The organism is Nocardia sp. CDC160 (assembly GCF_035818795.1).
In the GTDB taxonomy this organism is placed as follows: domain Bacteria; phylum Actinomycetota; class Actinomycetes; order Mycobacteriales; family Mycobacteriaceae; genus Nocardia.
This window is the reverse complement of the sequence record NZ_JAYKYT010000004.1, coordinates 964,512-987,079: the sequence shown is the minus strand read 5'-3', so window position 1 is coordinate 987,079 and position 22,568 is coordinate 964,512. Positions and strand designations below refer to the sequence as shown.

The following is a 22,568-nucleotide window of genomic DNA, read 5'->3' as shown; positions in this document are numbered from 1 at the left end:
GGCCGATTGTCGGAACCGTGCGACCGCGGCTCGTGCACAGTGTCGTACACCCCGGTGATCGGCGCGTGATCGGTTCATGATGGGCCCGCGAGTACGGTCGCGAAGATGCGAAAGCTTTCGATTGGAATTATCTTTCTGATCCTGGTATCGGGTTGCGGCAGAACCGAAGACGCCCAAAACCTTCCGGCCACCCCCTCCCACGGCCCGATCAAACCGGTCGTTCCCACCCTCACCGATCTCCCCAACGGCCCCGAGGCGGAGAATCGGTTCATCTCCACCCTGCAGCGGGCCGGAATCCGATTCGCCGACCGCGACAAGACGATCACCATGGGGCGCACGGTGTGCGCGTCCCTGCAAACCAATGCGGTGCTGGGCGTGACGGCGAATACGCAATCCCTGGATCATATTTCCGATCGGCTCACCAAAGGCACGGAGTTCACCGCCGATCAATCCGGTGTCATCATTGGGGCGTCCATCGGCGCTTTCTGCCCGGAGTTCTCCTATCTGGGGAATTGAATACCGGGCGGTTAAGGTGCGGGGGTGCCCGCGAAGATACTCCGCAATACCTTCACCGTTCCGGCCCCCGCGCAGGCGGTGTACGAGCACCTGATCCGGCCCGAGAGTTACATCGGGCTGTCGCCGCTGGTCGTCGCCGTGCACGACATCCAGCCCGATTCGTATGTGGCGGTGGAGCGATTCCGGTTCCTGGGCCTGAAGTACGACAACCACATTCGGGTATCGCTACTGGGCACACCCGGCAAGGCCGTCTGGGGCGAGGTGAACAGCCCCGGCGGCGTGCGCATGGCGTATCGATTCGACCTCACCGGCACGCCTGAAGGCACCCGCGTGGACGACGAACTGCACCTGCGTACCCCGTTCGGGTTGTTGGGCTTCGCCTCAGGCCAGGCCCGCAAGGTCCAGTTGGCCCGCGCCGGGATTCTGGCCGAACGCCTCGGTGCGAGCCAGTGAGATTCGGCGCGAGCCACCGAGATTCAGACCGAGACCGGGCGAAGCGCTTCGGGGGTCAGGTCTTTCAGTGTCGGATACCCGTCGACCGCCATGATCAGGTCGGCCTCGGCGAGCAGCGTGCGCAGCACGTGCACGATGCCGTCCACCCCGCCCAGCGCCAGCCCGTAGGCGTAGGGGCGGCCGATGCCGACCGCGGTGGCACCCAGGGCGAGGGCCTTGATGATGTCCGCGCCCGAGCGCACCCCGGAGTCGAACAGCACCGGCAGTCCGTCGGCGGCCGCGACCACTTCGGGGAGCATGTCCAGGGCTGGGAGTCCGCCATTGGCTTGTCGCCCACCGTGATTGGAGCAGTAGATGCCGTCCACGCCCAAATCCTTGGCCCGGCGCGCGTCCTCGGGATGGCAGATGCCCTTCACGATCAGCGGCAGCGTCGTCAACGATCGCAACCACGGCAGGTCATCCCAGGTGAGCGGATTGCCGAACACCTGAATCCATTTCAGGATCGCCGACTGCGGATCCTGCTCGGGCGGTTGCGCCAGCCCCGCCCGGAAAACCGGATCGGTGAAGTAGTTGGCCAGGCAGTGCCCGCGCAGCTGCGGGAAGTTACCGGTCGACAGATCCCGCGGCCGCCACCCGGTGACCCAGGTATCGAGGGTCACGACGATCCCCTTGAACCCCGCCTTCTCCGCCCGCTCGACCAGACTGGCCGCCAGCTCCCGATCGGTCGGCGTGTAGAGCTGGAAAAACCCTGGCGTATCCCCGAATTCGGCCGCCACTTCTTCCATCGGATCGACGGTCAGCGTGGACGCCACCATCGGCACTCCCGTACGCGCCGCCGCCTTCGCGGTCGCCACATCCCCGTGCCCATCCTGCGCACACAACCCGATCACCCCTACCGGAGCCATGAAAACCGGTGCAGGCCAAGTCATCCCGAACAATTCCACCGACAAATCCCGCTGCTTGGCCCCCACGAACATCCGCGGAATCACCCCCCACCGATCGAACGCGCGCACGTTCGCCTCCTGGGTGCGCTCGTCACCGGCCCCGCCCGCGACATACGACCACACCGACGGCGGCATCGCGGCCTGAGCCTTCTCGGCCAGCTCCGCGAAGCTCACCGGATAGTTCGGCACCACCCCGCGCAACCCGTTGAAGTAGATCTCGTTCTGAAAATCCCCGAATGCCACGATGCGCTCTCCAGTTTCGTGCTCGACCGAAGTGTCCTCCCGATTGTGCGAGACTGAGCACCATGAGGCAGTAAATCGCAGGATTCGCGCAGGAGGTATCGCAACGTGCAGGATGACGTCAGGCTGCTGAGTGAGGACGACCTCGCGCTCATCCACGCCCTGCAACTGCGGCCGCGCGCCTCCTGGACCGACCTGGGCCGGGTGCTCGGCGTCGACCCGGTGACGGTCGCGCGCCGCTGGCAGCGGCTCAGCGAGCGCGGCGAGGCCTGGATCGGCGTCTCACCGGGCCCGGCCCTGTTCGACCAGGTCTGCGCCGCCTACGTCGATATCGATTGCGCCGCAGGCAAAACCGACGATGTCGTGGCCGCACTCGCCGCCCACCCGCACATGCTGACCCTGGAACGAGCGGGCGGCAGCAACCGCATCTTCGCCACCGTCGCCACCGGCGACTTCGCGCAGATGTCGCGCTACACCCTCGATGTGCTGCCCGCCGTCGCGCACATCGCAGCCCTGCGCACCCAGATCGTGACGCACTGGTTCGCCGAGGGCGGCAGCTGGCGCATCGACGCCCTCGCCCCCGGCCAACGCGAACAACTGCGCACCCCGCAGGCCGTGGCCGCCGACGACCGCGGTCGACGCATCACCGCATTGGACCGAGCCCTGCTCGGCGAGCTCTCCCGCGACGGTCGCGCCACCCACAGCGCCCTCGCCAACACCCTCGCCACCAGCGCCTCCACCGTCAAACGCCGCCTCGACGAACTGATTCGCCTGGGCCTGCTCAGCTTCCGCTGCGACTTCGCCCGCCCCCTCGGCGGCTGGCCGGTCGCGGTCACCTACTCGGCCACCGCGCCCACCGCCGCCCTCCCCGACATCGGGTACGACCTCATCCGCCTACCCCAGACCCGCAACTGCGCCGCCGTCAGCGGCACCCACAACCTCATCCTCCAGGCGGGCCTCCACTCCGTCGCCGAGGTGACCCGCTTCGAAAACCAGCTCGCCACCCTGCATCCCGCACTCACCGTCACCGAACGCACCATCACCCTGCGCCACGAAAAACTCCTCGGCCGCATCCTCGACCACCACGGCCGCTCCCGCACCGTCGTGCCCCCGGACATTTGGCTCGAAACCCACTCCGGCGTCGAGTAATTCGAGAAACACGACACAACCCGAACCCTTGACGCATGCTTGTGCGCATGGCCGAGAACGAGTCCCAACAGGAACGCAACCGGCTGGCCTGGGAGGCCAGGATCGCCGCCGACCGACAAAATGCCAGCGCGGTCGCCTGGGCCGAGCGGCAGGCCAACTACCTCCAGCAGCTACTGGCCCGGCGCGAGGCCGAGCGGGGCTGAATGGGGATCGAGCGCCGGGGTCAGTAGTGGGTGTTGAGGTAGTCGGCGGCGTGGGTGGTCCAGAGGACGTCGGTGTTGGGCATGGGGTGGCCGGAGTAGAGGACGTGTTGGCCGTCGGGCCAGGGGGTGAGGTAGCCGAGGAGGCCGCGGATGGCTGCCGCGTAGCGGTCGAGGTTTTGGGCGGGGTTCTGGAGGAGGAATTCGAGGAGTTCGTGGAAGAGGATTGGGGTCAGGTTGCCGATGCGGGCGCCTTCGACCAGGGAGAAGGGGGAGATGGCGGTGTCGAGGGCGCGTAGGGGCGAGTCGGCGGGGGAGGAGGTGATGATGTCGTCGGGGTTGGCGTATTCGCGCACGTCGATGGTGTGGGGCCAGGGGCCGCGTTGGCCGTGGAGGCCGTAGGTTGTTGCGGGGCAGAGGTTTGCGACCGACTGGCCTGCGCGGCGCATCGGGTTGGCGATATTGATGACGAACGCGATCTCGAGGGGGGAGTCGTCGGTGTTGGTGTAGACGCCCGCGCGTACGCCCTCCAGGATCGTGCTCGCCACGATGCCGCCCAGTGAATAGCTCAGCAGGCCACAGACATTCGGTGAATCCTGCAGCGCCTTGACACCGGCCGCGACCCCCAATCGCACCGAGGTGTCCAGGGACGGGCCCCAGGTGTTGGGGTCGGGGCCGATGGAGGCGGGCCAATCCGGTTCGAAACAGCGGAATTTGTCGGTGTCGAGCAGTTTGGTGACGTCGTGCAGCATGCCCGCGGGTGTGCCGTCGGCCGTGCGTTGTTCCCCGGTGCCGCGCAACGTGATGATGTCGATCATGTCGGATTCCCCCTCCGCGCGCCGAACCTTTCGACGCCTGCCCCGACGCTAGGACGGTGTACAGGGTGAATCGCGAGTAGTGAACTACCCGTTTACACCGAGAGGGCGGGCCCGGCGGCACGTGCCGGGCCCGCCCTCTCGCGGGTGATGCGGGTGGCTAGCGGGGCAGGTCCGCGGCGGCGGCCTCGTCCAGCAGCCACGTGGTGGATTCGATGCCGATCGCGCCCGCGGCCGGAACATCCAGCGGGGACGCGCCATTGAGGGCAGCGGCCACCGCGGCGGCCTTGGCCTCGCCGGAGACGATCAGCATCACGTGCCGCGACTTGCGCACCGCGGGCAGCGTCAAGGTGATGCGCACCGCCGGGGGCTTGGGCGAATTGGTTTCGGCGACAACCAGTTCGTGTTCCTCACGGGTGGCGTCCGTGTGCGGGAACAGGGAATTGATGTGGCCCTCGCCGCCCATACCGAGCAGGTGCAGATCGAATGCGCCGTGTTCGGCCAGGTAGGCGTGCACGGTGGCCTGATACTCGCCCGCGGCCTCCAGAGGGTCCGGGTAGTCGCCGCTGGAGGATTCGGTCGGATGCACCCGGGCCGGATCGACCGGCACGTGATCCAGCAGCGCCTGCCGGGCCTGGAGTTCATTACGGTCCGCGTCGCCGGTCGGGACGAACCGCTCGTCACCCCAGAACACGTCCAGGTTGGCCCAGTCGATGTCGCCGGGGGCCTGGCGCACCAACTCCAGCAGCTTGATCCCGGTGCCGCCGCCGGTGAGCACCACCGACGCCGACCCGCGCAACCGCTGCGCCTCCACCACCTCGGTGACGAACCGCGCGGCCGCGGCCGCCACCAATTCCTCGGTGCCGGAGAAGGTTTCGACCTGCGGCTTACTCATAGGTCACCCTTTCGATGCCGGTGAGCGCCTCGGCATAGATGTCATCGGCGTCCAGATGCCGCAGCTCCTCGGCCAGGCAGTCCTTGGTCTCGCGCCGCGCGAGCGCGAACCGCTGATCGGGTTCGCCGGTGCGGGTCAGGGTCGCGGTGCGCCCGTGCTGCGGGCGCGCGATGGAGATCGACACCGAGGACCGGCGCATCTCCACCTTCAACTCGCCGGTGCGCCGCACCACCGGGCAGTCCAGCCGCGCGGCCAGCCACCCCGCCAGCATGTCCAGCGCCGGTTCCTCCTTCAAACCCGACACCGTCACGGACTCGACGGGTTCGAACGGGGCCTCGTCCAAGGCCGCCGCCAGCAGCGCCCGCCAATAGGTGACCCGGCTCCACGCCAGATCGGTGTCACCGGGCGCGTAGGACCCCCGCCGCGCCTTGATGGTCGCCTGCGGATCCGGGGCGAAGGTCGCGTCGGTGATGCGGCGGGTCGCCAGGCGGCCCACCGAATCCTTGGACGGGAACTCCGGCGCGCCCCGCGGCCACCACGCCACCACCGGGGTGTCGGGCAGCAGGAACGGGATGACCACACTCGACTCGTGGGGCACCAGATCCCCTTGCAGCCGAAGCACTATCACCTCCGCGGCCCCGGCGTCGCCGCCGACGCGGATCTGCGCGTCCAGCCGGGTCGGGGCCATGCGGTCACCGCGCGCCAACACGATCACCCGGCAGGGGTGTTCGCGGCTGGCGTCATTGGCGGCGTCGATGGCGTCCTCGGCCTCGGAGGAATCCAGGGTGCACACCACCAGGGTCAGCACCCGGCCCATGGTGACCACGCCATTGGATTCGCGCAGCTGCACAAGACGTTTCGACACCTCGCGGGTGTCGGTGTCGGGCATGTCGATGATCATCGGGTGGGCTCCTGGGTGGGTGAGGTCACGGTCGCCGCCATTCCCGCCCGCTGCGCGCGAGCATCTCGTCGGCGGAATCCGGGCCCCAACCGCCCGCCTCGTACGGGTCGGGCTTACCGGTCTCGGCCCAATGCTCGAGCGCGGGATCCAGGATGCGCCACGACAATTCGACTTCCTCGTTCACCGGGAACAGCGACGGCACCCCCAGCAGCACATCCAGGATGAGCCGCTCGTAGGCCTCGGGGGAGTCCTCGGTGAACGCCTCGCCGTAGCTGAAGTCCATGTTCACATCGCGCACCTCCATCGACGACCCGGGCACCTTGGACCCGAATCGCATGGTGATGCCTTCGTCCGGTTGCACCCGGATGACCAGCGCGTTCTGCCCGAGTTCCTCGGTCATGGTCTGGTCGAAGGGCAGGTGCGGGGCGCGTTTGAACACCACCGCGATCTCGGTGACGCGGCGTCCCAACCGTTTTCCGGTGCGCAGATAGAACGGCACGCCCGCCCACCGGCGAGTCTCGACCGCCAGGGTGATCGCCGCGTAGGTCTCGGTGCGCGAGTTCGGGTCGAAACCCTCCTCCTGCAACAGACCCACCACCGGCTCGCTGCCCTGCCAGCCCGCCGTGTACTGCCCGCGCGCGGTCGTCTCGTCGAGGGGCTCGACGAGTTTGGTGGCCGAGAGCACCTTGATCTTCTCGATCTGCAACTGCTTGGGCTGGAAGCTGACCGGCTCCTCCATCGCCGTCAAGGCCAGCAGCTGCAGCAGATGGTTCTGGATGACGTCGCGGGCCGCGCCGATGCCGTCGTAATAGCCCGCGCGCCCGCCCAATCCGATGTCCTCGGCCATGGTGATCTGGACGTGATCGACATAGTTGGCGTTCCAGATCGGATCCCAGAGCTGGTTGGCGAAGCGCAGCGCCAGAATGTTCTGCACCGTCTCCTTGCCCAGGTAGTGGTCGATGCGGAACACCGACCGCTCCGGAAACACGGTGTTGACCAACGCGTTCAGTTCCTGAGCGCTCTTCAGATCGTGCCCGAAGGGCTTCTCGATGACCACACGCCGCCACGGATCCGGTTGCCCCGCAGGGGCGTCCGTGGCCTTGGCCAACCCGTTCTTGGACAGCTGTTCCAGCACGATCGGGAAGTCGTCGGGCGGAATCGACAGGTAGAAGGCGGTATTGCCGCCCGTTCCGCGATCGCGATCCAGATCCTTGAGGGTGGTGGCCAGCTTGTGGAAGGCCGCGTCGTCCTCGAAAGTGCCTCGGACGAAACGCAATCCCTCCTTCAGCTGCTGCCACACCTCCTCGCGGAACGGGGTCCGCGAGGAGGCCGTCACCGATTCGTGGACGTGGTTGGCGAAATCCTCGTCGGTCCAGTCCCGGCGCGCGAAACCGACCAGCGAGAAGCCCGGGGGCAGCAGCCCCCGGTTCGCCAGGTCGTAGATCGCTGGCAGCACTTTGCGCCGCGCGAGGTCACCGGTTGCGCCGAATATCACCACATTGCATGGTCCAGCGATACGCGGAACCCGGCTGTCGCGATTGTCGCGCAGCGGATTCGGCGTCGCGACCGTTGTCGCCGCGCGAGCCACTGTCAGTTGCCTCCCGCCACCTGCAGCTTTTCGGTGGTGGCCACGAGCAATTCGTTCCAGGAGGCCACGAACTTGTCCACACCCTCGGTCTCGAGGACGCCGAACACGTCGTCCAGGTCGATGCCGACCGCGACGAGCTGGTCGAAGACGGCCTGCGCCGCCTCCGCCTTGCCGACGGCCGTGTTCGGCACGATCTCGGCGTGGTCGGCGACCGCCTCGAGGGTCTTCTCCGGCAGCGTGTTCACCGTGTTCGGGGCGACCAGTTCGGTGACGTACATGACATCGGAGTACTCCGGGTTCTTCACACCGGTCGAGGCCCACAGCGGACGCTGCCGGTTCGCCCCGCCGGACGCGGCCAGCTTGGCGAAAACATCGGTGTGCTTGCCGCCGTCGAACACATCCTGGTAGGCGGCATAGGCCAACTGCGCGTTGGCGATTCCGGCCTTGCCGCGCAGTTCGAGGGCCTCGGGGGTGCCGATGGCTTCCAGGCGCTTGTCGATCTCGGTGTCCACGCGGGAGACGAAGAACGAGGCCACCGACTGGATCTTGGCGATGTCGTGCCCGGCGGTGAGCGCGTTGCGCAGCCCGTCGAGGTAGGCGCCCATGACCGCGATGTAGCGCTTGACCGAGAAGATCAGCGTCACGTTCACGCTGATGCCCTCGGCGATGACGCGGGTGATCGCGGGCAGACCGGCCTCGGTGGCCGGGATCTTGATGAACAGGTTGGGCCGGTCCACGATCTTCCACAGCTCGATCGCCTGGGCGACCGTGCCGTCGGTGTCGAAGGCCAGACGCGGATCCACCTCGATGGACACCCGCCCGTCGACGCCCTTGGAGGCGGCGAAGACATCGGCGAACACGTCGCAGGCGGCGCGCACGTCATCGGTGGTGATGGTGCGGATCGCCGAATCCACGTCCGCGCCGCGGGCGGCGAGCTCGTTGACCTGCTCGTCGTAGGCGTGGCCCTTGGACAGGGCGCCCTGGAAGATGGTCGGGTTGGTGGTGACACCGACGACATTGCGAGTGTCGATCAGGCCCTTGAGATTTCCGGACTTGATGCGATCACGCGACAGATCGTCCAGCCACACCGAAACCCCGGCGGCCGACAGGGCCGCGGTGTTCGTGTTCTGGGTCATGAGACTTATCCCTTCACCTTGGCAAGCGAGCGGGTGGCGGCGGCGACGACGGCATCGGCGGTGATGCCGAATTCGCGGAACAGCGTCTTGTAGTCGGCCGAGGCACCGAAGTGCTCGATCGACACGTTCTCCCCGAGGTCACCGGTGAACCGGTGCCACGGCATGGCGATTCCGGCCTCGACCGAGACGCGGGCGCGCACCGACGGCGGCAGCACCTGGTCGCGGTAGGACTGCTCCTGCGCGTCGAACCACTCCACACACGGCATGGACACCACACGGGTGCCGATGCCCTGTGCCTCGAGCGTAGTCCGCGCCTCGACCGCGAGCTGCAGTTCCGAACCGGTGGCGATCAGGATCACCTGCGGTGTGGCGGTGGAGGATTCGGCCAGGATGTAGCCGCCCTTGCTGACACCTTCGTAGCTGGTGCCCTCCTGGATCGGCAGATCCTGACGGGTCAGCGCCAGCGCCGACGGGCCGTCCTGGTGCGGGGGCTCGGAGACCAGGAAATGCGAATGCCGTTCGGCGCTATCGCGTTCGAGGATGGTGCGCCAGGCGTAGGTGGTCTCGTTGGCGTCGCCGGGCCGGACCACGTTCAGGCCCGGAATCGCGCGCAGCGCCGCGAGGTGCTCGATCGGCTGGTGGGTGGGGCCGTCCTCGCCCAGACCGATGGAGTCGTGGGTCCACACGTAGGTGACCGGGGTGCGCATGAGCGCGCCCAACCGCACCGCGGGCCGCATGTAGTCGGAGAACACCAGGAAGGTGCCGCCGTAGGGGCGGGTCGGGCCGTGCAGGGCGATGCCGTTGAGGATCGAACCCATCGCGTGCTCACGCACACCGAAGTGCAGGGTCCGCCCGTACGGGTTGGCCTTCCAGTGGCTGGTGGAGATGTCCTCGGGACCGAAGGACGGCACACCCGGCATGGTGGTGTTGTTGGATTCGGCGAGGTCGGCCGAGCCGCCCCACAGCTCCGGCAGCACCGGCGCGAGCGCTTCCAGGACCTTGCCCGACGCCTTGCGGGTGGCCATGCCCTTGGGGTCCGGGGCGTGCACCGGCAGCGCGTCGGTCCAGCCCGCGGGCAGTGCCCGCTGCTGCAGCCGGTCGAACAGCGCCTTGTTCTCCGGGTTGGCCGCGGCCCACGCGTCGAACTGCTCCTGCCAGGCCGCGCGGGCGGCCTTGGCGCGATCGGCCACATTGCCGCGCGAGTGCGCGATGACCGCGGGATCGACCTCGAAGCTCTTGTCCGGGTCGAAGCCGAGGATCTTCTTGGTCGCGGCCACCTCGTCCGCGCCCAGCGCCGCACCGTGGGAGGCGCCGGTGTTCATCTTGTTGGGGGCCGGGTAGCCGATGATGGTGCGCAGCAGGATGATCGAGGGCTTGTCGGTGACGGCCTGCGCCTCGGCGATGGCCTGCTCGATGGCCACCACGTTCTCGCCACCCTCGACGACCTGCACGTGCCAGCCGTAGGCGCGGTAGCGCGCGGCGGTGTCCTCGGTGAAGGCGATGCGGGTGTCGTCCTCGATGGAGATCTTGTTGTCGTCGTAGAAGACGATCAGGTTGCCCAGCTGCTGGGTGCCCGCCAGCGAGGACGCCTCGGAGGTGACGCCCTCCTCCATGTCGCCGTCGGAGGCGATCACGTAGATGAAGTGATCGAACGCCGACTTGCCCTGCGCCGCTTGCGGATCGAACAGGCCGCGCTCACGCCGCGAGGCCATCGACATGCCGACCGCCGAGGCCAGACCCTGCCCCAGCGGGCCGGTGGTGATCTCGACGTGCTCGGTGTGGCGGTACTCCGGGTGGCCCGGGGTCAGCGAACCCCACTTGCGCAGGTGCTCGAGATCGGTCAGCTCGAGGCCCATGCCCGCCAGATACAGCTGGATGTAGAGGGTCAGGCTGGAGTGCCCGCACGACAGCACGAAACGGTCGCGGCCCACCCATTCCGGGTCGGTCGGGTCCAGGCGCATGACGCGCTGAAACAGCGTGTACGCCAACGGCGCCAGGCTCATGGCGGTGCCCGGGTGGCCGTTCCCGGCGTTCTGCACCGCATCGGCGGCGAGGACCCGGGCCGTGTCGACGGCTCTGGTGTCCAGTTCGGTCCAGTCGGTGGGGTGGTTCGGCTGAGTGAGCGCGCGGATGTCGTCTGTGACTGACACGACCGAGGTTCTCCTGACCTTCTCGTCAACGATGCGGTTGTGGGCGGCGGGATGTTTCGCTGCGGTTCGATCCGTGATGCGTCGCGCGGCAGGACACGTGGCGCACCGATCTACGTCCACCCTAAAGGTCGGCGTTTCGTCGTCGGACGGTAACCCGGATTCACCGGCGCGGGTGTCGCCCGATAGTGCCCGGGCACGGACCAGTTCGTTACTACCCGGTATACGCCCGGCGAATCGGTCTTGGCGCGCGTCACAGGTGGACCTGGTCGGGAGCATGGTCGCCGTGGGTCTACCATGCTGTGTAGTAGTGGCCGCGCCGCACGGAACTGTGTTCGGGGAACGGCAGAGCGCGCTGCTAGTTCCAGACCGGATCAGACATGCACGGCGTGCGAGGAGAAACAGTGCGGATTGGGCAACAGCCGGGTGGCGCTCACGGCTCCTCCGGGGCGATGCTCGCCGACCGTGTCACGGGTAGTGGCCCGGTGTCGGCGGCGACCAGGCGGGTGCTGGCCTACATCGCGCTCACCAAGCCCCGCGTCATCGAATTGCTGCTCGTCGCAACGATTCCCACCATGCTGCTGGCCGACCGCGGCCACGTCGACATCCGCCTGATCCTGGCCACCCTGTTCGGCGGCTGGATGGGCGCGGCCAGTGCCAACACCCTCAACTGTGTCGCCGACGCCGATATCGACAAGGTGATGAAGCGGACCTCCAAGCGTCCGCTGGCCCGCGAGGCCGTGCCCACCCGCAACGCGTTCGTGTTCGGTGTCACCCTCGGCTTGGCGTCGTTCGCGTGGCTGTGGTGGCAGGCCAACCTGCTCTCGGGCGCGCTGGTGGTGGCGACCATCCTGTTCTACGTCTTCGTCTACACCCTCGGCCTCAAGCGCCGCACCTCCCAGAACGTGGTGTGGGGCGGCGCGGCCGGATGCATGCCCGTGCTCGTCGGCTGGTCCGCGGTGACCGGGACCATCGGGTGGCCCTCGATCGTGCTGTTCCTGGTCATCTTCTTCTGGACCCCGCCGCACACCTGGGCATTGGCGATGCGCTACAAGGAGGACTACAAGGCCGCGGGTGTGCCGATGCTGCCGGTGGTGGCCACCGAGCAGACCGTCACGAAGCAGATCGTCCTCTACACCTGGGCCACCGTCCTGGCCACCCTCGCCCTCGTGCCCGCCGCGGGCCCCATCTACGCCGCCGTCGCGCTGGTCGCGGGCGCGTGGTTCCTGCTCATGGCCCACCAGCTCTACTCCGGTGTGCGTCGCGGCGAATCGGTCAAGCCCCTGCGACTGTTCCTGCAGTCCAACAACTATCTGGCCGTCGTGTTCTGCGGGCTGGCCGTGGACTCGGTGCTGGGCTGGCACACGCTGGGCCACACCCTGTTCGGCTGGGCCTGACCCGCTTGTCGATTTGAGGCATCGCCGTTCGAGGACTGAGTAGGGCGGATACGCCGCCCGCTCGGTCGAGAGGAACGCGCCATGCCGAAACTGCGAGTCCACAACCTGTCCACCTCCCTGGACGGTTTCGTCGCCGGACCCGATCAAGGGCCCGACGCGCCCCTGGGAGTAGGGGGAGAACGACTGCACGAGTGGGCCTTCCGCACCCGCTACGGGCACACCATGCTCGGGCGTGACGGCGGCGAGGTCGGGGCCGACGACGAACTGCTCGCGGCGGGGGACCACGGGATCGGGGCGACCATCATGGGCCGCAATATGTTCGGGCCCGTGCGCGGGGACTGGCCCGATCACTCCTGGACCGGCTGGTGGGGGCCGAATCCGCCGTATCACCACGACACCTTCGTGTTGACCCACTACTCGCGCCCCGATCTGACGATGGAGGGCGGCACCACCTTCCACTTCGTCGCCGACACTCCAGAATCGGTGCTGAAACGCGCTTTCGACGCCGCTAACGGCGCTGATGTGCGCTTGGGTGGAGGCGCGAGCACCGTGCGCCAATTCCTGGCCGCGGGACTGGTCGACGAACTGCACCTGGCGATCGTGCCGACCCTGCTGGGGTCGGGGGAGCGGCTGTTCGACAACCTGGGAGACCTGCCCGGCTACCGCGTCGCCGACATGCTCAGCACCAAATCGGTCACCCACGTGTGGATGACCAAGCAGTAGAACGTCAGTGCGGGACCGAGCGGATCGCGTCGGTCACCGCGGCCAATGCCAGCAGGCGTACGACATCGATATTGGCTTCGACCGCTCCGGTGGCGGCGGTGATGAAACCGTCGCCGTCGAAGCGGGTGTGGGGTGGAGTCAGCGCACGGGAGAGGCCGTCGTGCGCGCCCTGGGCGACGATGCGGCAGCCGATTTTGTCCAGGCGCGCGTTGGTCACGACCGCGCCGATGGTGGTGTGGGAGCGCGACTCGGTGACTGCGAGCTGTTGCAGCATGGCCACGGCGTCGAAGGAGATCTCCGGGGAACCGTCGTCGATATCGCCGAAGGCGTTGACCGCGCAGACGGCCGCGACCACGACCTCACCCAATCGCTTTTCCGCGTAACCGATTCCACCGGGCACCCGGGCGTCCGGGCCGCGCCAATGCCCGACATACGCACCCGCCCCGGCCCCCACTCGACCGCTCAGCACCTGGTCCCCGGCGGCGGCGCGCGCGGCCGCGTACCCGTGCTCGGCGGTCGGGCGCGCGGCCGGATCCCCGACGCTCAGATCGAACAGCGACAGTGTCGGAACGATCGGCACCCGGCCGCCCGGCGTCGGCACGCCGCGGCCCTGCTCCTCCAGATACCGCATCACCCCGTCGGCGCTGGCCAGGCCGAACGCCGAACCACCGCTGAGCACAATGGCATCCACGGTCTGCACGGTCTTCTCCGGGTCCAGGGCGTCCAGCTCCCGACTGGCGGGTGCGCCACCGCGCACCTCATAGGACCCGGTCGTGCCCTCCGGCAGCAGGAGGACCGTGCATCCGGTCTCCCCGACCGAATCGGTCCAATGCCCCACCCGAACTCCGGCGATCCCGATGCTCATCCTCGAACCTCCCGCGCCTGATCCACACCGTCACAGTGCCTTTCGACCGATCCTGCCACCGGGCGCGGCGAAGGCACTGTGACAAATCACCCATGAGGGATGTCGGACAACTACTTCCGGACGGCGCGGGATACCCCTCGCGGCGCAGTGACCATCGAGAACCTCGCGGTTCAGTGCCTATCGAGAATCTCGCGGCTCACTGTCCGTCGAGGACCTCGCGCAGTTTCGCGGCGAAGGGTTCGGGCTGGCCCGGATAACCCGAGTCGGGTCCGGTGAAACCGCCGTGGTGGCTGGGGAATACGACCGGTGTGCTGCCGAGCAGGGCCGCGGTGGCCTCGGCGGTGCGGCCGGTGAGCACACCCTCGGATTCCTCGCCCACCCCGATGAGCACGCGGGTGCTGGCCGCGCGCAAGGCCGCGGCATCGGGGGTGTAGGCGGTGACGGCCGCGGAGCTGCCCGACAGCAGCGGGTCGTCGCGGGTGCCGTCGTCCTCGCTGGGCATGCCGAACATGGCCGGATCCGCCGGTGGCTGCGCGAAATACGCGTCGGTGAACTCGCCCCGCCACGAGGTCAGACCGATGAAGGCGGCCATGCCCGCGAACGACCCCTTGGCCCGGTACGCCTCGCCGACCAGGGCATTGGCGCGCTGGGCGGCCTCGGCGTCGGGCAGCAGCGGGATGATCGGCGGCTCGTGGGCCACCAGGGTGGCGACATCGTCGGGGTGGGCGGCGACCAGCGCCAGCGCGGTGACCGCGCCACCGCTGCTGGCGAACATATCGACCGGGCCCACGCCCAGCGCGGTGATCAGGGCGTGCACGTCCTCGGCCTGCACGGTGGGGGAGTTGTCGGTGCGCCCGTCCTTGCGGACGCTGCGGCCCAGTCCGCGCGGGTCATAGGTGATGACCGTGCGCTCCGGGAAATACGAAGCCAGCGTATAGAACCCGGAGGCGGTCATCGGCTGACCGATCATGAGCAGCGGGCGATGCGCGCTGTCGGCGGGCGCGGGTCCCAGCACGTCGTAGACGAGATCGACCTCGGGGGTTTCCAGGGTGTGTTCGCTCATAACGTCGTAGACGGTACGGCGGAACTGAATTCATCGGTGGGATGTGTGCCACCATGTCGGGGGGAGGGGCGACCGGCAGGTGGGCGGCAATGACGGCACACGGGAGGCGGACACTGCTCGCGGCGATCGGCGCGTGCGGTGTGGTCGTCGCGATGAGTGGATGCGGCGGGTCCACCGACGTGCCGCCCACGCGCGAGGCGCCGCCGTCGGGGACGGTCATCACCTTGGACGGAGCCGTGTACGGGCGTCCGATCGCCGTGGGCGACACCGTGATCGCCGCCACCGAGAATGGATCGATCTATGCGGTTGCCGGGGACACCGTACGCTGGCGCACCCACGTGGCCGACCCGATGCCCGGATCGCAACTGCCATGCGGAAACATCGATCCGGTCGGCATCACCGGCGCGCCCGCCTACGACGCCTCCGCGCACCGCGTCTATGTCGTCGCCGAATCCGCTGGCGCGCACAAAACCCTGTACGGACTCGACTCCGACACCGGGTCTGTGACGCTGCGGGTACCGGTCGATCCGCCCTTCGGTGACGCGCCCGCCTACCTGCAACGGCCCGCGCTCACCGTCCGCGACGGTCACGTGTACGCGGCCTTCGGCGGCAATTACGGAGACTGCGGCAACTACACCGGAGCCATTGCGGCCGTGGATGTTTCCACCAGCGCCGTGACCTGGTATCGCGCCTCGACCAGCGGCAAGGGCGGAGTCTGGGCTCCGGGACCGGCGGCGGAAGTCGATGGGCTGCTGTTCTATTCGGTCGGCAACGGCGACGCCGAACCCGGATCACCTTACGACGACACCGATTCGGTGATCGCCCTCACCCCCGATCTGCGCCGCGCCGACTTCTTCGCACCCACCACATGGGCCCAGGACAATGCCGCCGACCGCGATCTCGGCACCATGAACCCGGTCCTGGTCAACCGACATCTCGTCATGGCCGGGAAATCCGGCGATGGTTACGTTCTCGACCCCGCGCACCTGGGTGGAATCTCCAGCGGGGCATCGGCATTCACCGGCTGCAAGGCCTTCGGACCCGCGGCGGTCGACGCCGATGTCGCCTACCTGCCCTGCACCAAGGGCACCACGGCCGTGCGCGTCTCCGACACCGGCGCGGCCACGGTGCTCTGGCACACCACCGCCCCCGCCAACGGTCCGCCCCTGGTGGCCGCCGGGCGCGTATGGGCCACCGACTGGCACACCGGAACCCTCTACGCCCTCGATCCCGCGACCGGAAATGTCCTGGCCCAGTACGGGACCGGCGCACTCCCGCACTTCGCCACACCGGTGCTCGCCAACGGCGTCCTCGTCGTGGGCACCCTGTCGGGGATCGAGTACTTCCGACTTCCCTAGTGGGCTTGGGCTGCCCAGGTCAGTTACACGGTTGCAAGGGGAAGCAGGCGGGCGGAATCGTGGTGTGCGGCAAGGTCGGATCGGTGCTGTGTGTCGTCGTGGTCGTGTCTACGACCGCCGAGTGCTGCGGTGACTCCTTGCTCGGCACCCGCGTGCTCCCGCCGGTACACGCGATCGCGATCACCAGGATGACCACGATCAGAATGAGCGCGCCGATGATCGGCACATCCTTGCGTCGGCGCGGCCGCCCGGCCACGGTCGTGGGCTGGCCCCGCCACAGCGGGAATCCCGGACCCGGTTGTTGCTGCTGCTGCGCGAAACCGGCCGATTGCGGTCCGGGCGCGAAACCGCCCGACTGCGGGCTTGATTGCGGGCCGGATTGCGGTCCGGGACCGAATCCGGGCGCGGGTGGGCGCTGCGCGGGACCGAGGGGCGCGGTACTCGGCTGGGGTTGGCGCGCGCCCGGAATCGGCGTCGGCGGCGGCGGGCCCGCCCGACCGGGCCCCTGCGAGCTCGGAGCCTGCGACGACATCCCGGTCACCGCCGCATAGGCCGCGGCCGCCGCCGCGGCCGAGGAAGCCGCGGGGATCGCCGACTTCGCCGTCGCCCCCGCCCCTTTGGAGGGCACCGAAGGTCCCTGTGTCACCGCGACCGGACGGCCCTCTTCGGTCGAACCGGCGGCACCCGGTCGCGGCGAGCCTTGACCGCCCTCCGGTTGGTCGGACCGGCCGGGTCGGCCCGGAGCGGTGAGTTCCTCGGTCGGATAGCTCGTCGGCACCGACGGCACCATCACCTCGGTCTGGCGGCTGGCGAACGGCAGCGGCGCGTCCTGTGCCGAGTCCGGCACCGGGAACCCCTCGGCCACCAGATCGGAATAGGTTGCGGCCGCGGCGAACCCGAGCGCCCCCAACGCCTGCCCGACCTGCGCGGCATTCCACGACGGCGCCGCACCCTCGGCCAGCTTGGTGAAATAGGCACGCAGCGAGGAGGGGCCATCGCCGATGAGCACATCGATTCCGGCGGGCAACGCACCCTTGTCCAACTTCACGCGACTGCCCAGCTGCGGCACCAACAGCACCAGCCCCGACACCGGCACATGCTCGCGCCCCGGCGCGGACCGCAATTGCCCCGCCAAATCGACGGTCTGGCGGCGCACGCGCTCGAGCGGATCGGCATCACCGTCCAGGGGCGCGGGTTTGCCGTCCACGGTCCACGGCTGATCCTGCGCGCACGACAGCGTCCCGGCGACCCGCTCGGTGAACCCGTGCACACCCACCACCACGCAGGTCTGCGGCGTCCACACCACCACGTCCGCGTCCTGGCACTGCACCACCGCGATCCCGGGCACGGCATGCGGTCCGCTCCAGGATTTGAGCCAGTTCACCACGGTGCGTTCGGTGCTCGACAGCCGCGACGGGTCGTCGTTACGGACCTTCACCAACATCCCAGACCACCTCTGACCGATGCCTCTACCTGCCAGGCCGCCCGAACCCGTCGCCGCGACCACCTTACGGGGTCACGGCGTCATCGCGTGGCCGAAAATGTTCGGTCGGGGCGAATCGTCTTGCGCGGCAGCAAGATCATTCTGCACGTCGCGGACAACTACCGTACGGGCAGGGCTTCCCACGAAACCCCTAGTGGGGACAACACGGGTATTCGACGGCCAGCGGATCCGACATTTCGGTCCCAGCGTGCGAAATACGGGGCCTTCGCGCCGGTCTGCGCGGGGGCGCGATGGCCGGTTCAGCGCCCGACGAAGCCGACATATCCGTCCGGGCGAACCAGGATTCGCGCGCCGTCGACCGCGTTGTACGCGCGAGCGACGGTGCCGGTCGGATCGGCGAATTCGCCCTGGCCGGAAACCGATTCCGCGCGCAGGATACGCACGGCCCGGGTCTCCACCGCGCCCGATTCAACCGAATCGGTGGTGGTGTCGGGACCGAACGACAGCACCGTGGCGTGCGGGCCGCGGAAGAGATCGAACAGTCGCACCGTCTTACCGTGCGCGTCCAGCAGCGGCGAATCCGGTGCGCGGTCGCCGACCTGGAGCCCGGGCGCGGTGTTCGCGCTGTCGCGGTAGCCGATATCGAGCTGATGGGTGCCCTCGCGATCCATGGCATCCGGATCACCCTTGACTGTCTTGTCCAGCAGTTCGCTGCTCAATCCCAGGATGCGGGCGGCGACACCGCGGCGTTCGGTCTCGTAGCTGTCGAGCAGTGCCTCGCTGGCCGGACCCGGATTGCGCAGTGCGGCTTCGAGTTTCCAGCCCAGGTTATAGGCGTCCTGCACGCCGGTGTTGAGGCCCTGCCCGCCGGTCGGCGGATGCACGTGCGCGGCGTCCCCGGCCAGGAACACTCGACCCTCCCGAAACCGCTGGGCCAGGCGGATATTCGGCCGCCACACCGTCGACCAGGTCATCTCGCTGAGCACGATGTCGTCGCGGCCCGAGCGGCGGGTCACGTAGTCCTGCAGGACTTCCAGACTCGGCTCGGCATCGGCCTGCAACCCGGTGGCGAACTGGAACTTGCGCCCGCCGTTCAACGGCATCAACGCGATGCCGTCCAGTGGCGCGGCCGAGTCGGCGAACCAGTAGCCCACCGAATGATCGAGCACATCGGCGCACACATCGCCGAGCAGCATCCGAATCGACTCGTCGGTGGTGCCCTCGAACGCGATGCCGAGGGCCTTGCGCACCGTACTGCGTCCGCCATCGGCGCCGACCAGGTAATCCGCCCGCACGGTCTCGGTCACGCCCGCGTGCTCGAGGGTGACGCTCACTCCGGCGTCGTCGGCGCTGAATTCCACCAGGGCCGTACCGGATTCGACCCGTACCCCGAATTCGGCCAACCGATCGCGCAGGATCGCCTCGGTGTCGGCCTGGGCGAGCACCCACGGATTCGGATGCGGCACTTCGGAAGTCGGCTCGCGCCAGGCACTCATCCGCCGCTCCATGACGAACGTCCCGTCCAGATGCACCCGCAGCGGCTTCTGCGGCATCCCCTGGGCCAGTACCGCGTCGAGCACGCCCATGTCCTCGAACACCTCGAGGGTGCGCGGCTGCAGCCCGTCCCCGCGCGACCCGGCGAAGAACTCCTCGGCCTGATCGACAATGCGCACCCCGATGCCGCGACGCGCCAGATCGATGGCCAGTGTGAGCCCGGTCGGCCCCGCTCCCGCGACGATGACCTGCGCATTCATGGCAACTCCTCAACTGAATCCAAATTCACTGAATGTGGATTCAGTATTGTGGGTGATAGGTTCCGCTGTCAAGGAGGTGGATGGTGGCAGCCCGCCGCAGTGAGAAATCGGCCGAGACCGAACAGGCGCTCAAGCACGCCGCCCGGCGATTGTTCGCCGAGCGCGGCTACCTCAATACCAAGATCACCGACATCACCGCGGCCGCCGGACGCGCCGCGGGCTCGTTCTACAACCACTTCGCCAGCAAGGAAGAACTACTCCAGGCCCTGCTGAAAGACCTTGCCGACGAAAGCGACACCTCCGCTGAGGATCCGGCCCACATCGCCGACTTCACGCAACCGGAATCGGTGCGCTACCACATCGCCGCCTACTGGCACTTCGCCCGCAAGAACTGGCCGGTCCTGCGCGCCGTCCAGCAGGCGGCTCTGGTCAACGACGACTTCGCCCGCATCGCAGCGGATTTCGCCACCGAACAACGCGAAGAGGTGGCCAACCACCTCGACGGCTTCGGCCCCGCCGGGCTACGCCTGCCCGGCCCACCCGACGTGAGCCTCGCCCTGATGTTCCAGTCGGCCACCGGACTGCTGCAGGCCGTCGAGGAGGGTGGCCTGGACATGACCGACGAGCAGGCCATCGACGCCATCACCCGCTTCGCCTACCGCGGCCTCACCGGCCGCGACATCGACTGACGGCTGACGAAAAACCCTGGGCGCGAACCAGATCGAGCCCAGGGAAGCGAGCCGAAAAACTCAGGGCATCAGCACGATCGAGCCGGTGGTCTTGCGGCTCTCCAGGTCTCGATGGGCCTGCTCGGCGTCGGCGAGCGGGTAGCTGCCGCCGATGCGCAGGTGCAGGGTGCCGTCGGCGATGGCGTTCATGATGTCGTTTGCGCGCCACAGCAATTCGGCGCGGTCGCGGGTGTAGTGCGCCAGCGTCGGGCGGGTGACGAACAGCGAGCCGAGCGCGTTGAGGCGTTGCAGGTCGAACGGCGGGACCGGTCCGCTGGCCGCGCCGAAGAGGGCTACCGTGCCGCGAATGCGGGTCGAGGCCAGGCTGGCCTCGAAGGTCGACGCGCCGACGCCGTCGTAGGCCGCGGCCACACCCACCCCACCGGTCAGTTCACGCACCCGCGCGGCGATGTCCTCCTCGTAGCGCAGCACCTCCGAGGCCCCGGCATCGCGGGAGAGCTTCTCCTTGTCATCGGTGGACACCGTGGTGATCACCCGAATCCCGCGCGCGGACAGCAACTGCGTCAGGATCAGCCCCACCCCGCCCGCGCCCGCGTGCACCAACACCGCCTCACCCGGCTGCGGCTTGTAGATCGACTCGATCAGATAGTGCGCGGTCATCCCCTGCAACAGCGCCGACGCCGCGATCTGCGCGTTCACCCCGTCGGGCACCGGAATCGCCACGGCCGCAGGCGCAACCACCAGCTCGGCGTAGCTGCCGGGAGCCGCCGCCCACGCCACCCGATCCCCGACCTGGAAGTCGGTGACGTCCGGCCCGACCGCGGTCACGACACCGCTACCCTCCGAGCCCGGGATGTACGGCACCTGCGTCGGATACCGACCGGTCCGAATGTAGGTGTCGATGAAGTTGATTCCAATGGCCTCGGTCTGCACCAGCAACTGCCCGGCACCCACCTCGGGGTCGGGCACCTCCACCAACCGCAGAACCTCGGGACCGCCGTGCTCGGAAACCTGGATGGCGCGCATGACTTCCAGTCTTACACCCGACCCCGGGACCGAGTGTCGGGCGGCTCACCGACTGTGAGTTGTGCCGTGGTTCATGGACCCTGAATTACCCGTGGGTAAACTGCTGCCCATGAGCGCTACTGCCGCCCCGGCATCCGAGAAAGTGTCGCCGTCCGTCGTGGATTCCGTGAAGGGGTTCGTGGCCGAGCACGGGGGTTCCGCCACCGCGGTGCTGCAGCCCATCGGGCGCGTCGGTGTTCGCGTCACCCTGGTCGGCGCCGACGGCGTCCTGGGTGACCGGGTGGTCGGTTCGCTGGCCGCCGCCAAGGCCCTGGTCGAGACCGTCGACGGCCTGGCCGAGACCGAGGAGTGGGACCGCGAGCTCGTCTCGAAGGTCACCCCCGCGAAGGGACACTGGGCCAAGATGGCAGGCTGGGTGGCGCACCAGAAGCGATTCCCCAAGGCGCGCAACGAGAAGTGACCGCGCCCGCAGTCGGCGGGGGCGGAAAGGACCGGATCGACGTGTCAGGGCGCGTGACCAAGCAAGCGCAGCTGCGTTCTGCGCTGACCACCCTGTGCGCCAACCTGCGTCCCGGCGAAATGCTGCCCAGCGAACGCCAACTGTGCGACGACTACCGGGTCAGCCGCATGACCGTGCGCGAGGTGCTGGGCCAGCTCGAATCCGAGGGCGTCATCACCCGCATTCCCGGCAAGGGCACCTTCGTGGCCGAGCGGGTCGCCCGCTCGCGCCTGCACATGGCCTCGTTCTCCGATGACATGCGCCGCCTGGGCCGCACCCCCAGCACCGTCGTGCTGCACACCGACTACGCTGTGCCGCCGCCGGGTTCGGTGACCGCGCTCGGACTGGCGGCCAATACCAAGGCCTTTCACCTGGTCCGACTGCGGTTGGCCGACGGGCTGCCCATGTCCATCGACGATGGCTGGTACCGCGCCGATCTGCTGCCGGACCTGCTGGACAAGGAACTGACCCAGTCGCTGTATGCGCTGTTCTCGCGCGAATACGACTGCCCCATCGACCGCGCCGAACAGAGCGTGCGCGCCGTGGCCGCCGATGAGCGCCACGCGGGCTGGCTGGGCACCGAAACCGGTTCGCCGCTCCTGGCTTTCGACCGCATCTCCTACTCGCGCGATCGCGCGGTTGAGCACGCGCAGTCCTGGTATCGCGCCGACCGGTACCAGGTGTACATGACCGTCTCGGCAGAGGACAGCTGATCTCGTTCTACTTCGAAAACGATTGAGCCGCCGCCCGATTGGGGCGGCGGCTC

22 protein-coding genes are annotated in these 22,568 nt (G+C 68.3%); 10 read left to right on the top strand and 12 right to left on the bottom strand.

The annotated features are described in order from the left end of the window. Window positions 1-105 precede the first annotated feature (105 nt). Window positions 106-516 (top strand): DUF732 domain-containing protein, encoded by a 411-nt coding sequence (locus VMT40_RS25885; RefSeq protein WP_326361389.1) that lies wholly within the window; start codon window positions 106-108, stop codon window positions 514-516. 24 nt (window positions 517-540) lie between these two features. After that, window positions 541-969 carry an SRPBCC family protein gene (locus VMT40_RS25880; protein WP_326361388.1) on the top strand — a complete coding sequence of 143 codons (429 nt, stop codon included), beginning with the start codon at window positions 541-543 and terminating at the stop codon, window positions 967-969. A gap of 23 nt (window positions 970-992) precedes the next feature. Here VMT40_RS25880 and VMT40_RS25875 read toward each other — a convergent pair whose 3' ends face one another. After that, window positions 993-2,156: a lactate 2-monooxygenase gene (locus tag VMT40_RS25875; protein ID WP_326361387.1), complete on the bottom strand. Its 1,164-nt coding sequence runs from the start codon at window positions 2,154-2,156 to the stop codon at window positions 993-995. 105 nt (window positions 2,157-2,261) lie between these two features. Here VMT40_RS25875 and VMT40_RS25870 point away from each other — a divergent pair, with 105 nt between their 5' ends. Continuing rightward, window positions 2,262-3,302 carry an Lrp/AsnC family transcriptional regulator gene (locus VMT40_RS25870; RefSeq protein WP_326361386.1) on the top strand — a complete coding sequence of 347 codons (1,041 nt, stop codon included), beginning with the start codon at window positions 2,262-2,264 and terminating at the stop codon, window positions 3,300-3,302. A gap of 35 nt (window positions 3,303-3,337) precedes the next feature. Continuing rightward, on the top strand, window positions 3,338-3,505 hold the full coding sequence (locus VMT40_RS25865) for a hypothetical protein (protein ID WP_326361385.1): 168 nt from the start codon (window positions 3,338-3,340) through the stop codon (window positions 3,503-3,505). Between the two features lie 20 nt (window positions 3,506-3,525). Here VMT40_RS25865 and VMT40_RS25860 read toward each other — a convergent pair whose 3' ends face one another. The 6 genes from VMT40_RS25860 to tkt form a co-directional block, all read right to left on the bottom strand. Further along, entirely contained in the window at window positions 3,526-4,320 is a 795-nt protein-coding gene (locus tag VMT40_RS25860; RefSeq protein WP_326361384.1) for a hypothetical protein, read from the bottom strand. 157 nt (window positions 4,321-4,477) lie between these two features. Next, window positions 4,478-5,212 carry a 6-phosphogluconolactonase gene (gene pgl / locus VMT40_RS25855; RefSeq protein WP_326361383.1) on the bottom strand — a complete coding sequence of 245 codons (735 nt, stop codon included), beginning with the start codon at window positions 5,210-5,212 and terminating at the stop codon, window positions 4,478-4,480. Then, complete coding sequence (gene opcA, locus VMT40_RS25850) at window positions 5,205-6,113, bottom strand: glucose-6-phosphate dehydrogenase assembly protein OpcA (RefSeq protein ID WP_326361382.1); 909 nt, start codon at window positions 6,111-6,113, stop codon at window positions 5,205-5,207. Before opcA ends, pgl begins: the two co-directional genes overlap by 8 nt. Window positions 6,114-6,138: 25 nt before the next feature. After that, window positions 6,139-7,701: a glucose-6-phosphate dehydrogenase gene (gene zwf / locus VMT40_RS25845; protein ID WP_326361381.1), complete on the bottom strand. Its 1,563-nt coding sequence runs from the start codon at window positions 7,699-7,701 to the stop codon at window positions 6,139-6,141. Between the two features lie 2 nt (window positions 7,702-7,703). Then, window positions 7,704-8,837 carry a transaldolase gene (tal, locus tag VMT40_RS25840; protein WP_326361380.1) on the bottom strand — a complete coding sequence of 378 codons (1,134 nt, stop codon included), beginning with the start codon at window positions 8,835-8,837 and terminating at the stop codon, window positions 7,704-7,706. Between the two features lie 5 nt (window positions 8,838-8,842). Next, on the bottom strand, window positions 8,843-10,987 hold the full coding sequence (gene tkt / locus VMT40_RS25835) for a transketolase (protein WP_326361379.1): 2,145 nt from the start codon (window positions 10,985-10,987) through the stop codon (window positions 8,843-8,845). A gap of 401 nt (window positions 10,988-11,388) precedes the next feature. Here tkt and VMT40_RS25830 point away from each other — a divergent pair, with 401 nt between their 5' ends. Continuing rightward, window positions 11,389-12,381 (top strand): heme o synthase, encoded by a 993-nt coding sequence (locus VMT40_RS25830; protein ID WP_442790044.1) that lies wholly within the window; start codon window positions 11,389-11,391, stop codon window positions 12,379-12,381. A gap of 81 nt (window positions 12,382-12,462) precedes the next feature. Next, window positions 12,463-13,104 (top strand): dihydrofolate reductase family protein, encoded by a 642-nt coding sequence (locus VMT40_RS25825; RefSeq protein WP_326361378.1) that lies wholly within the window; start codon window positions 12,463-12,465, stop codon window positions 13,102-13,104. A gap of 4 nt (window positions 13,105-13,108) precedes the next feature. Here VMT40_RS25825 and VMT40_RS25820 read toward each other — a convergent pair whose 3' ends face one another. Then, window positions 13,109-13,969: a P1 family peptidase gene (locus VMT40_RS25820; protein WP_326361377.1), complete on the bottom strand. Its 861-nt coding sequence runs from the start codon at window positions 13,967-13,969 to the stop codon at window positions 13,109-13,111. Window positions 13,970-14,165: 196 nt separating this feature from the next. Next, entirely contained in the window at window positions 14,166-15,032 is an 867-nt protein-coding gene (locus VMT40_RS25815; protein WP_326361376.1) for an alpha/beta fold hydrolase, read from the bottom strand. An 89-nt stretch (window positions 15,033-15,121) separates the two neighbouring features. Between VMT40_RS25815 and VMT40_RS25810 the strand changes: the two genes are divergently transcribed. Then, window positions 15,122-16,390, top strand: coding sequence for an outer membrane protein assembly factor BamB family protein (locus tag VMT40_RS25810; RefSeq protein ID WP_326361375.1), 1,269 nt, complete (start codon window positions 15,122-15,124; stop codon window positions 16,388-16,390). Window positions 16,391-16,409: 19 nt separating this feature from the next. Here the strand turns inward: VMT40_RS25810 and VMT40_RS25805 are convergent, their stop codons facing one another. Both VMT40_RS25805 and VMT40_RS25800 read right to left on the bottom strand, forming a co-directional pair. Beyond that, window positions 16,410-17,834, bottom strand: coding sequence for a hypothetical protein (locus VMT40_RS25805; RefSeq protein ID WP_326361374.1), 1,425 nt, complete (start codon window positions 17,832-17,834; stop codon window positions 16,410-16,412). Between the two features lie 299 nt (window positions 17,835-18,133). Further along, a complete protein-coding gene (locus VMT40_RS25800) occupies window positions 18,134-19,588 on the bottom strand; it encodes an FAD-dependent monooxygenase (protein WP_326361373.1) in 1,455 nt (484 codons plus the stop codon). A gap of 80 nt (window positions 19,589-19,668) precedes the next feature. On the opposite strand from VMT40_RS25800, the gene VMT40_RS25795 reads away from it, so the two are divergent. Next, window positions 19,669-20,277: a TetR/AcrR family transcriptional regulator gene (locus tag VMT40_RS25795; protein ID WP_326361372.1), complete on the top strand. Its 609-nt coding sequence runs from the start codon at window positions 19,669-19,671 to the stop codon at window positions 20,275-20,277. A 60-nt stretch (window positions 20,278-20,337) separates the two neighbouring features. On the opposite strand, the gene VMT40_RS25790 is transcribed toward VMT40_RS25795, so the two are convergent. Continuing rightward, window positions 20,338-21,303: a quinone oxidoreductase family protein gene (locus VMT40_RS25790; RefSeq protein ID WP_326361371.1), complete on the bottom strand. Its 966-nt coding sequence runs from the start codon at window positions 21,301-21,303 to the stop codon at window positions 20,338-20,340. 109 nt (window positions 21,304-21,412) lie between these two features. On the opposite strand from VMT40_RS25790, the gene VMT40_RS25785 reads away from it, so the two are divergent. Both VMT40_RS25785 and VMT40_RS25780 read left to right on the top strand, forming a co-directional pair. Then, complete coding sequence (locus tag VMT40_RS25785) at window positions 21,413-21,763, top strand: hypothetical protein (protein ID WP_326361370.1); 351 nt, start codon at window positions 21,413-21,415, stop codon at window positions 21,761-21,763. A 53-nt stretch (window positions 21,764-21,816) separates the two neighbouring features. Next, a complete protein-coding gene (locus tag VMT40_RS25780; protein WP_326361369.1) occupies window positions 21,817-22,515 on the top strand; it encodes a GntR family transcriptional regulator in 699 nt (232 codons plus the stop codon). Window positions 22,516-22,568 lie beyond the last annotated feature (53 nt).

Bases quoted from the DNA above. Each gene is read 5' to 3' on its own strand.
- VMT40_RS25825 (WP_326361378.1), top strand. From the start codon at position 12,463: ATGCCGAAACTGCGAGTCCACAACCTGTCCACCTCCCTGGACGGTTTC.
- VMT40_RS25795 (WP_326361372.1), top strand. From the start codon at position 19,669: ATGGTGGCAGCCCGCCGCAGTGAGAAATCGGCCGAGACCGAACAGGCG.
- VMT40_RS25800 (WP_326361373.1), bottom strand. From the start codon at position 19,588: ATGAATGCGCAGGTCATCGTCGCGGGAGCGGGGCCGACCGGGCTCACA.
- VMT40_RS25885 (WP_326361389.1), top strand. From the start codon at position 106: ATGCGAAAGCTTTCGATTGGAATTATCTTTCTGATCCTGGTATCGGGT.
- VMT40_RS25805 (WP_326361374.1), bottom strand. From the start codon at position 17,834: ATGTTGGTGAAGGTCCGTAACGACGACCCGTCGCGGCTGTCGAGCACC.
- tal (WP_326361380.1), bottom strand. From the start codon at position 8,837: ATGACCCAGAACACGAACACCGCGGCCCTGTCGGCCGCCGGGGTTTCG.
- VMT40_RS25820 (WP_326361377.1), bottom strand. From the start codon at position 13,969: ATGAGCATCGGGATCGCCGGAGTTCGGGTGGGGCATTGGACCGATTCG.
- VMT40_RS25810 (WP_326361375.1), top strand. From the start codon at position 15,122: ATGACGGCACACGGGAGGCGGACACTGCTCGCGGCGATCGGCGCGTGC.
- pgl (WP_326361383.1), bottom strand. From the start codon at position 5,212: ATGAGTAAGCCGCAGGTCGAAACCTTCTCCGGCACCGAGGAATTGGTG.
- VMT40_RS25790 (WP_326361371.1), bottom strand. From the start codon at position 21,303: ATGCGCGCCATCCAGGTTTCCGAGCACGGCGGTCCCGAGGTTCTGCGG.
- VMT40_RS25785 (WP_326361370.1), top strand. From the start codon at position 21,413: ATGAGCGCTACTGCCGCCCCGGCATCCGAGAAAGTGTCGCCGTCCGTC.
- opcA (WP_326361382.1), bottom strand. From the start codon at position 6,113: ATGATCATCGACATGCCCGACACCGACACCCGCGAGGTGTCGAAACGT.
- VMT40_RS25865 (WP_326361385.1), top strand. From the start codon at position 3,338: ATGCTTGTGCGCATGGCCGAGAACGAGTCCCAACAGGAACGCAACCGG.
- VMT40_RS25815 (WP_326361376.1), bottom strand. From the start codon at position 15,032: ATGAGCGAACACACCCTGGAAACCCCCGAGGTCGATCTCGTCTACGAC.
- VMT40_RS25860 (WP_326361384.1), bottom strand. From the start codon at position 4,320: ATGATCGACATCATCACGTTGCGCGGCACCGGGGAACAACGCACGGCC.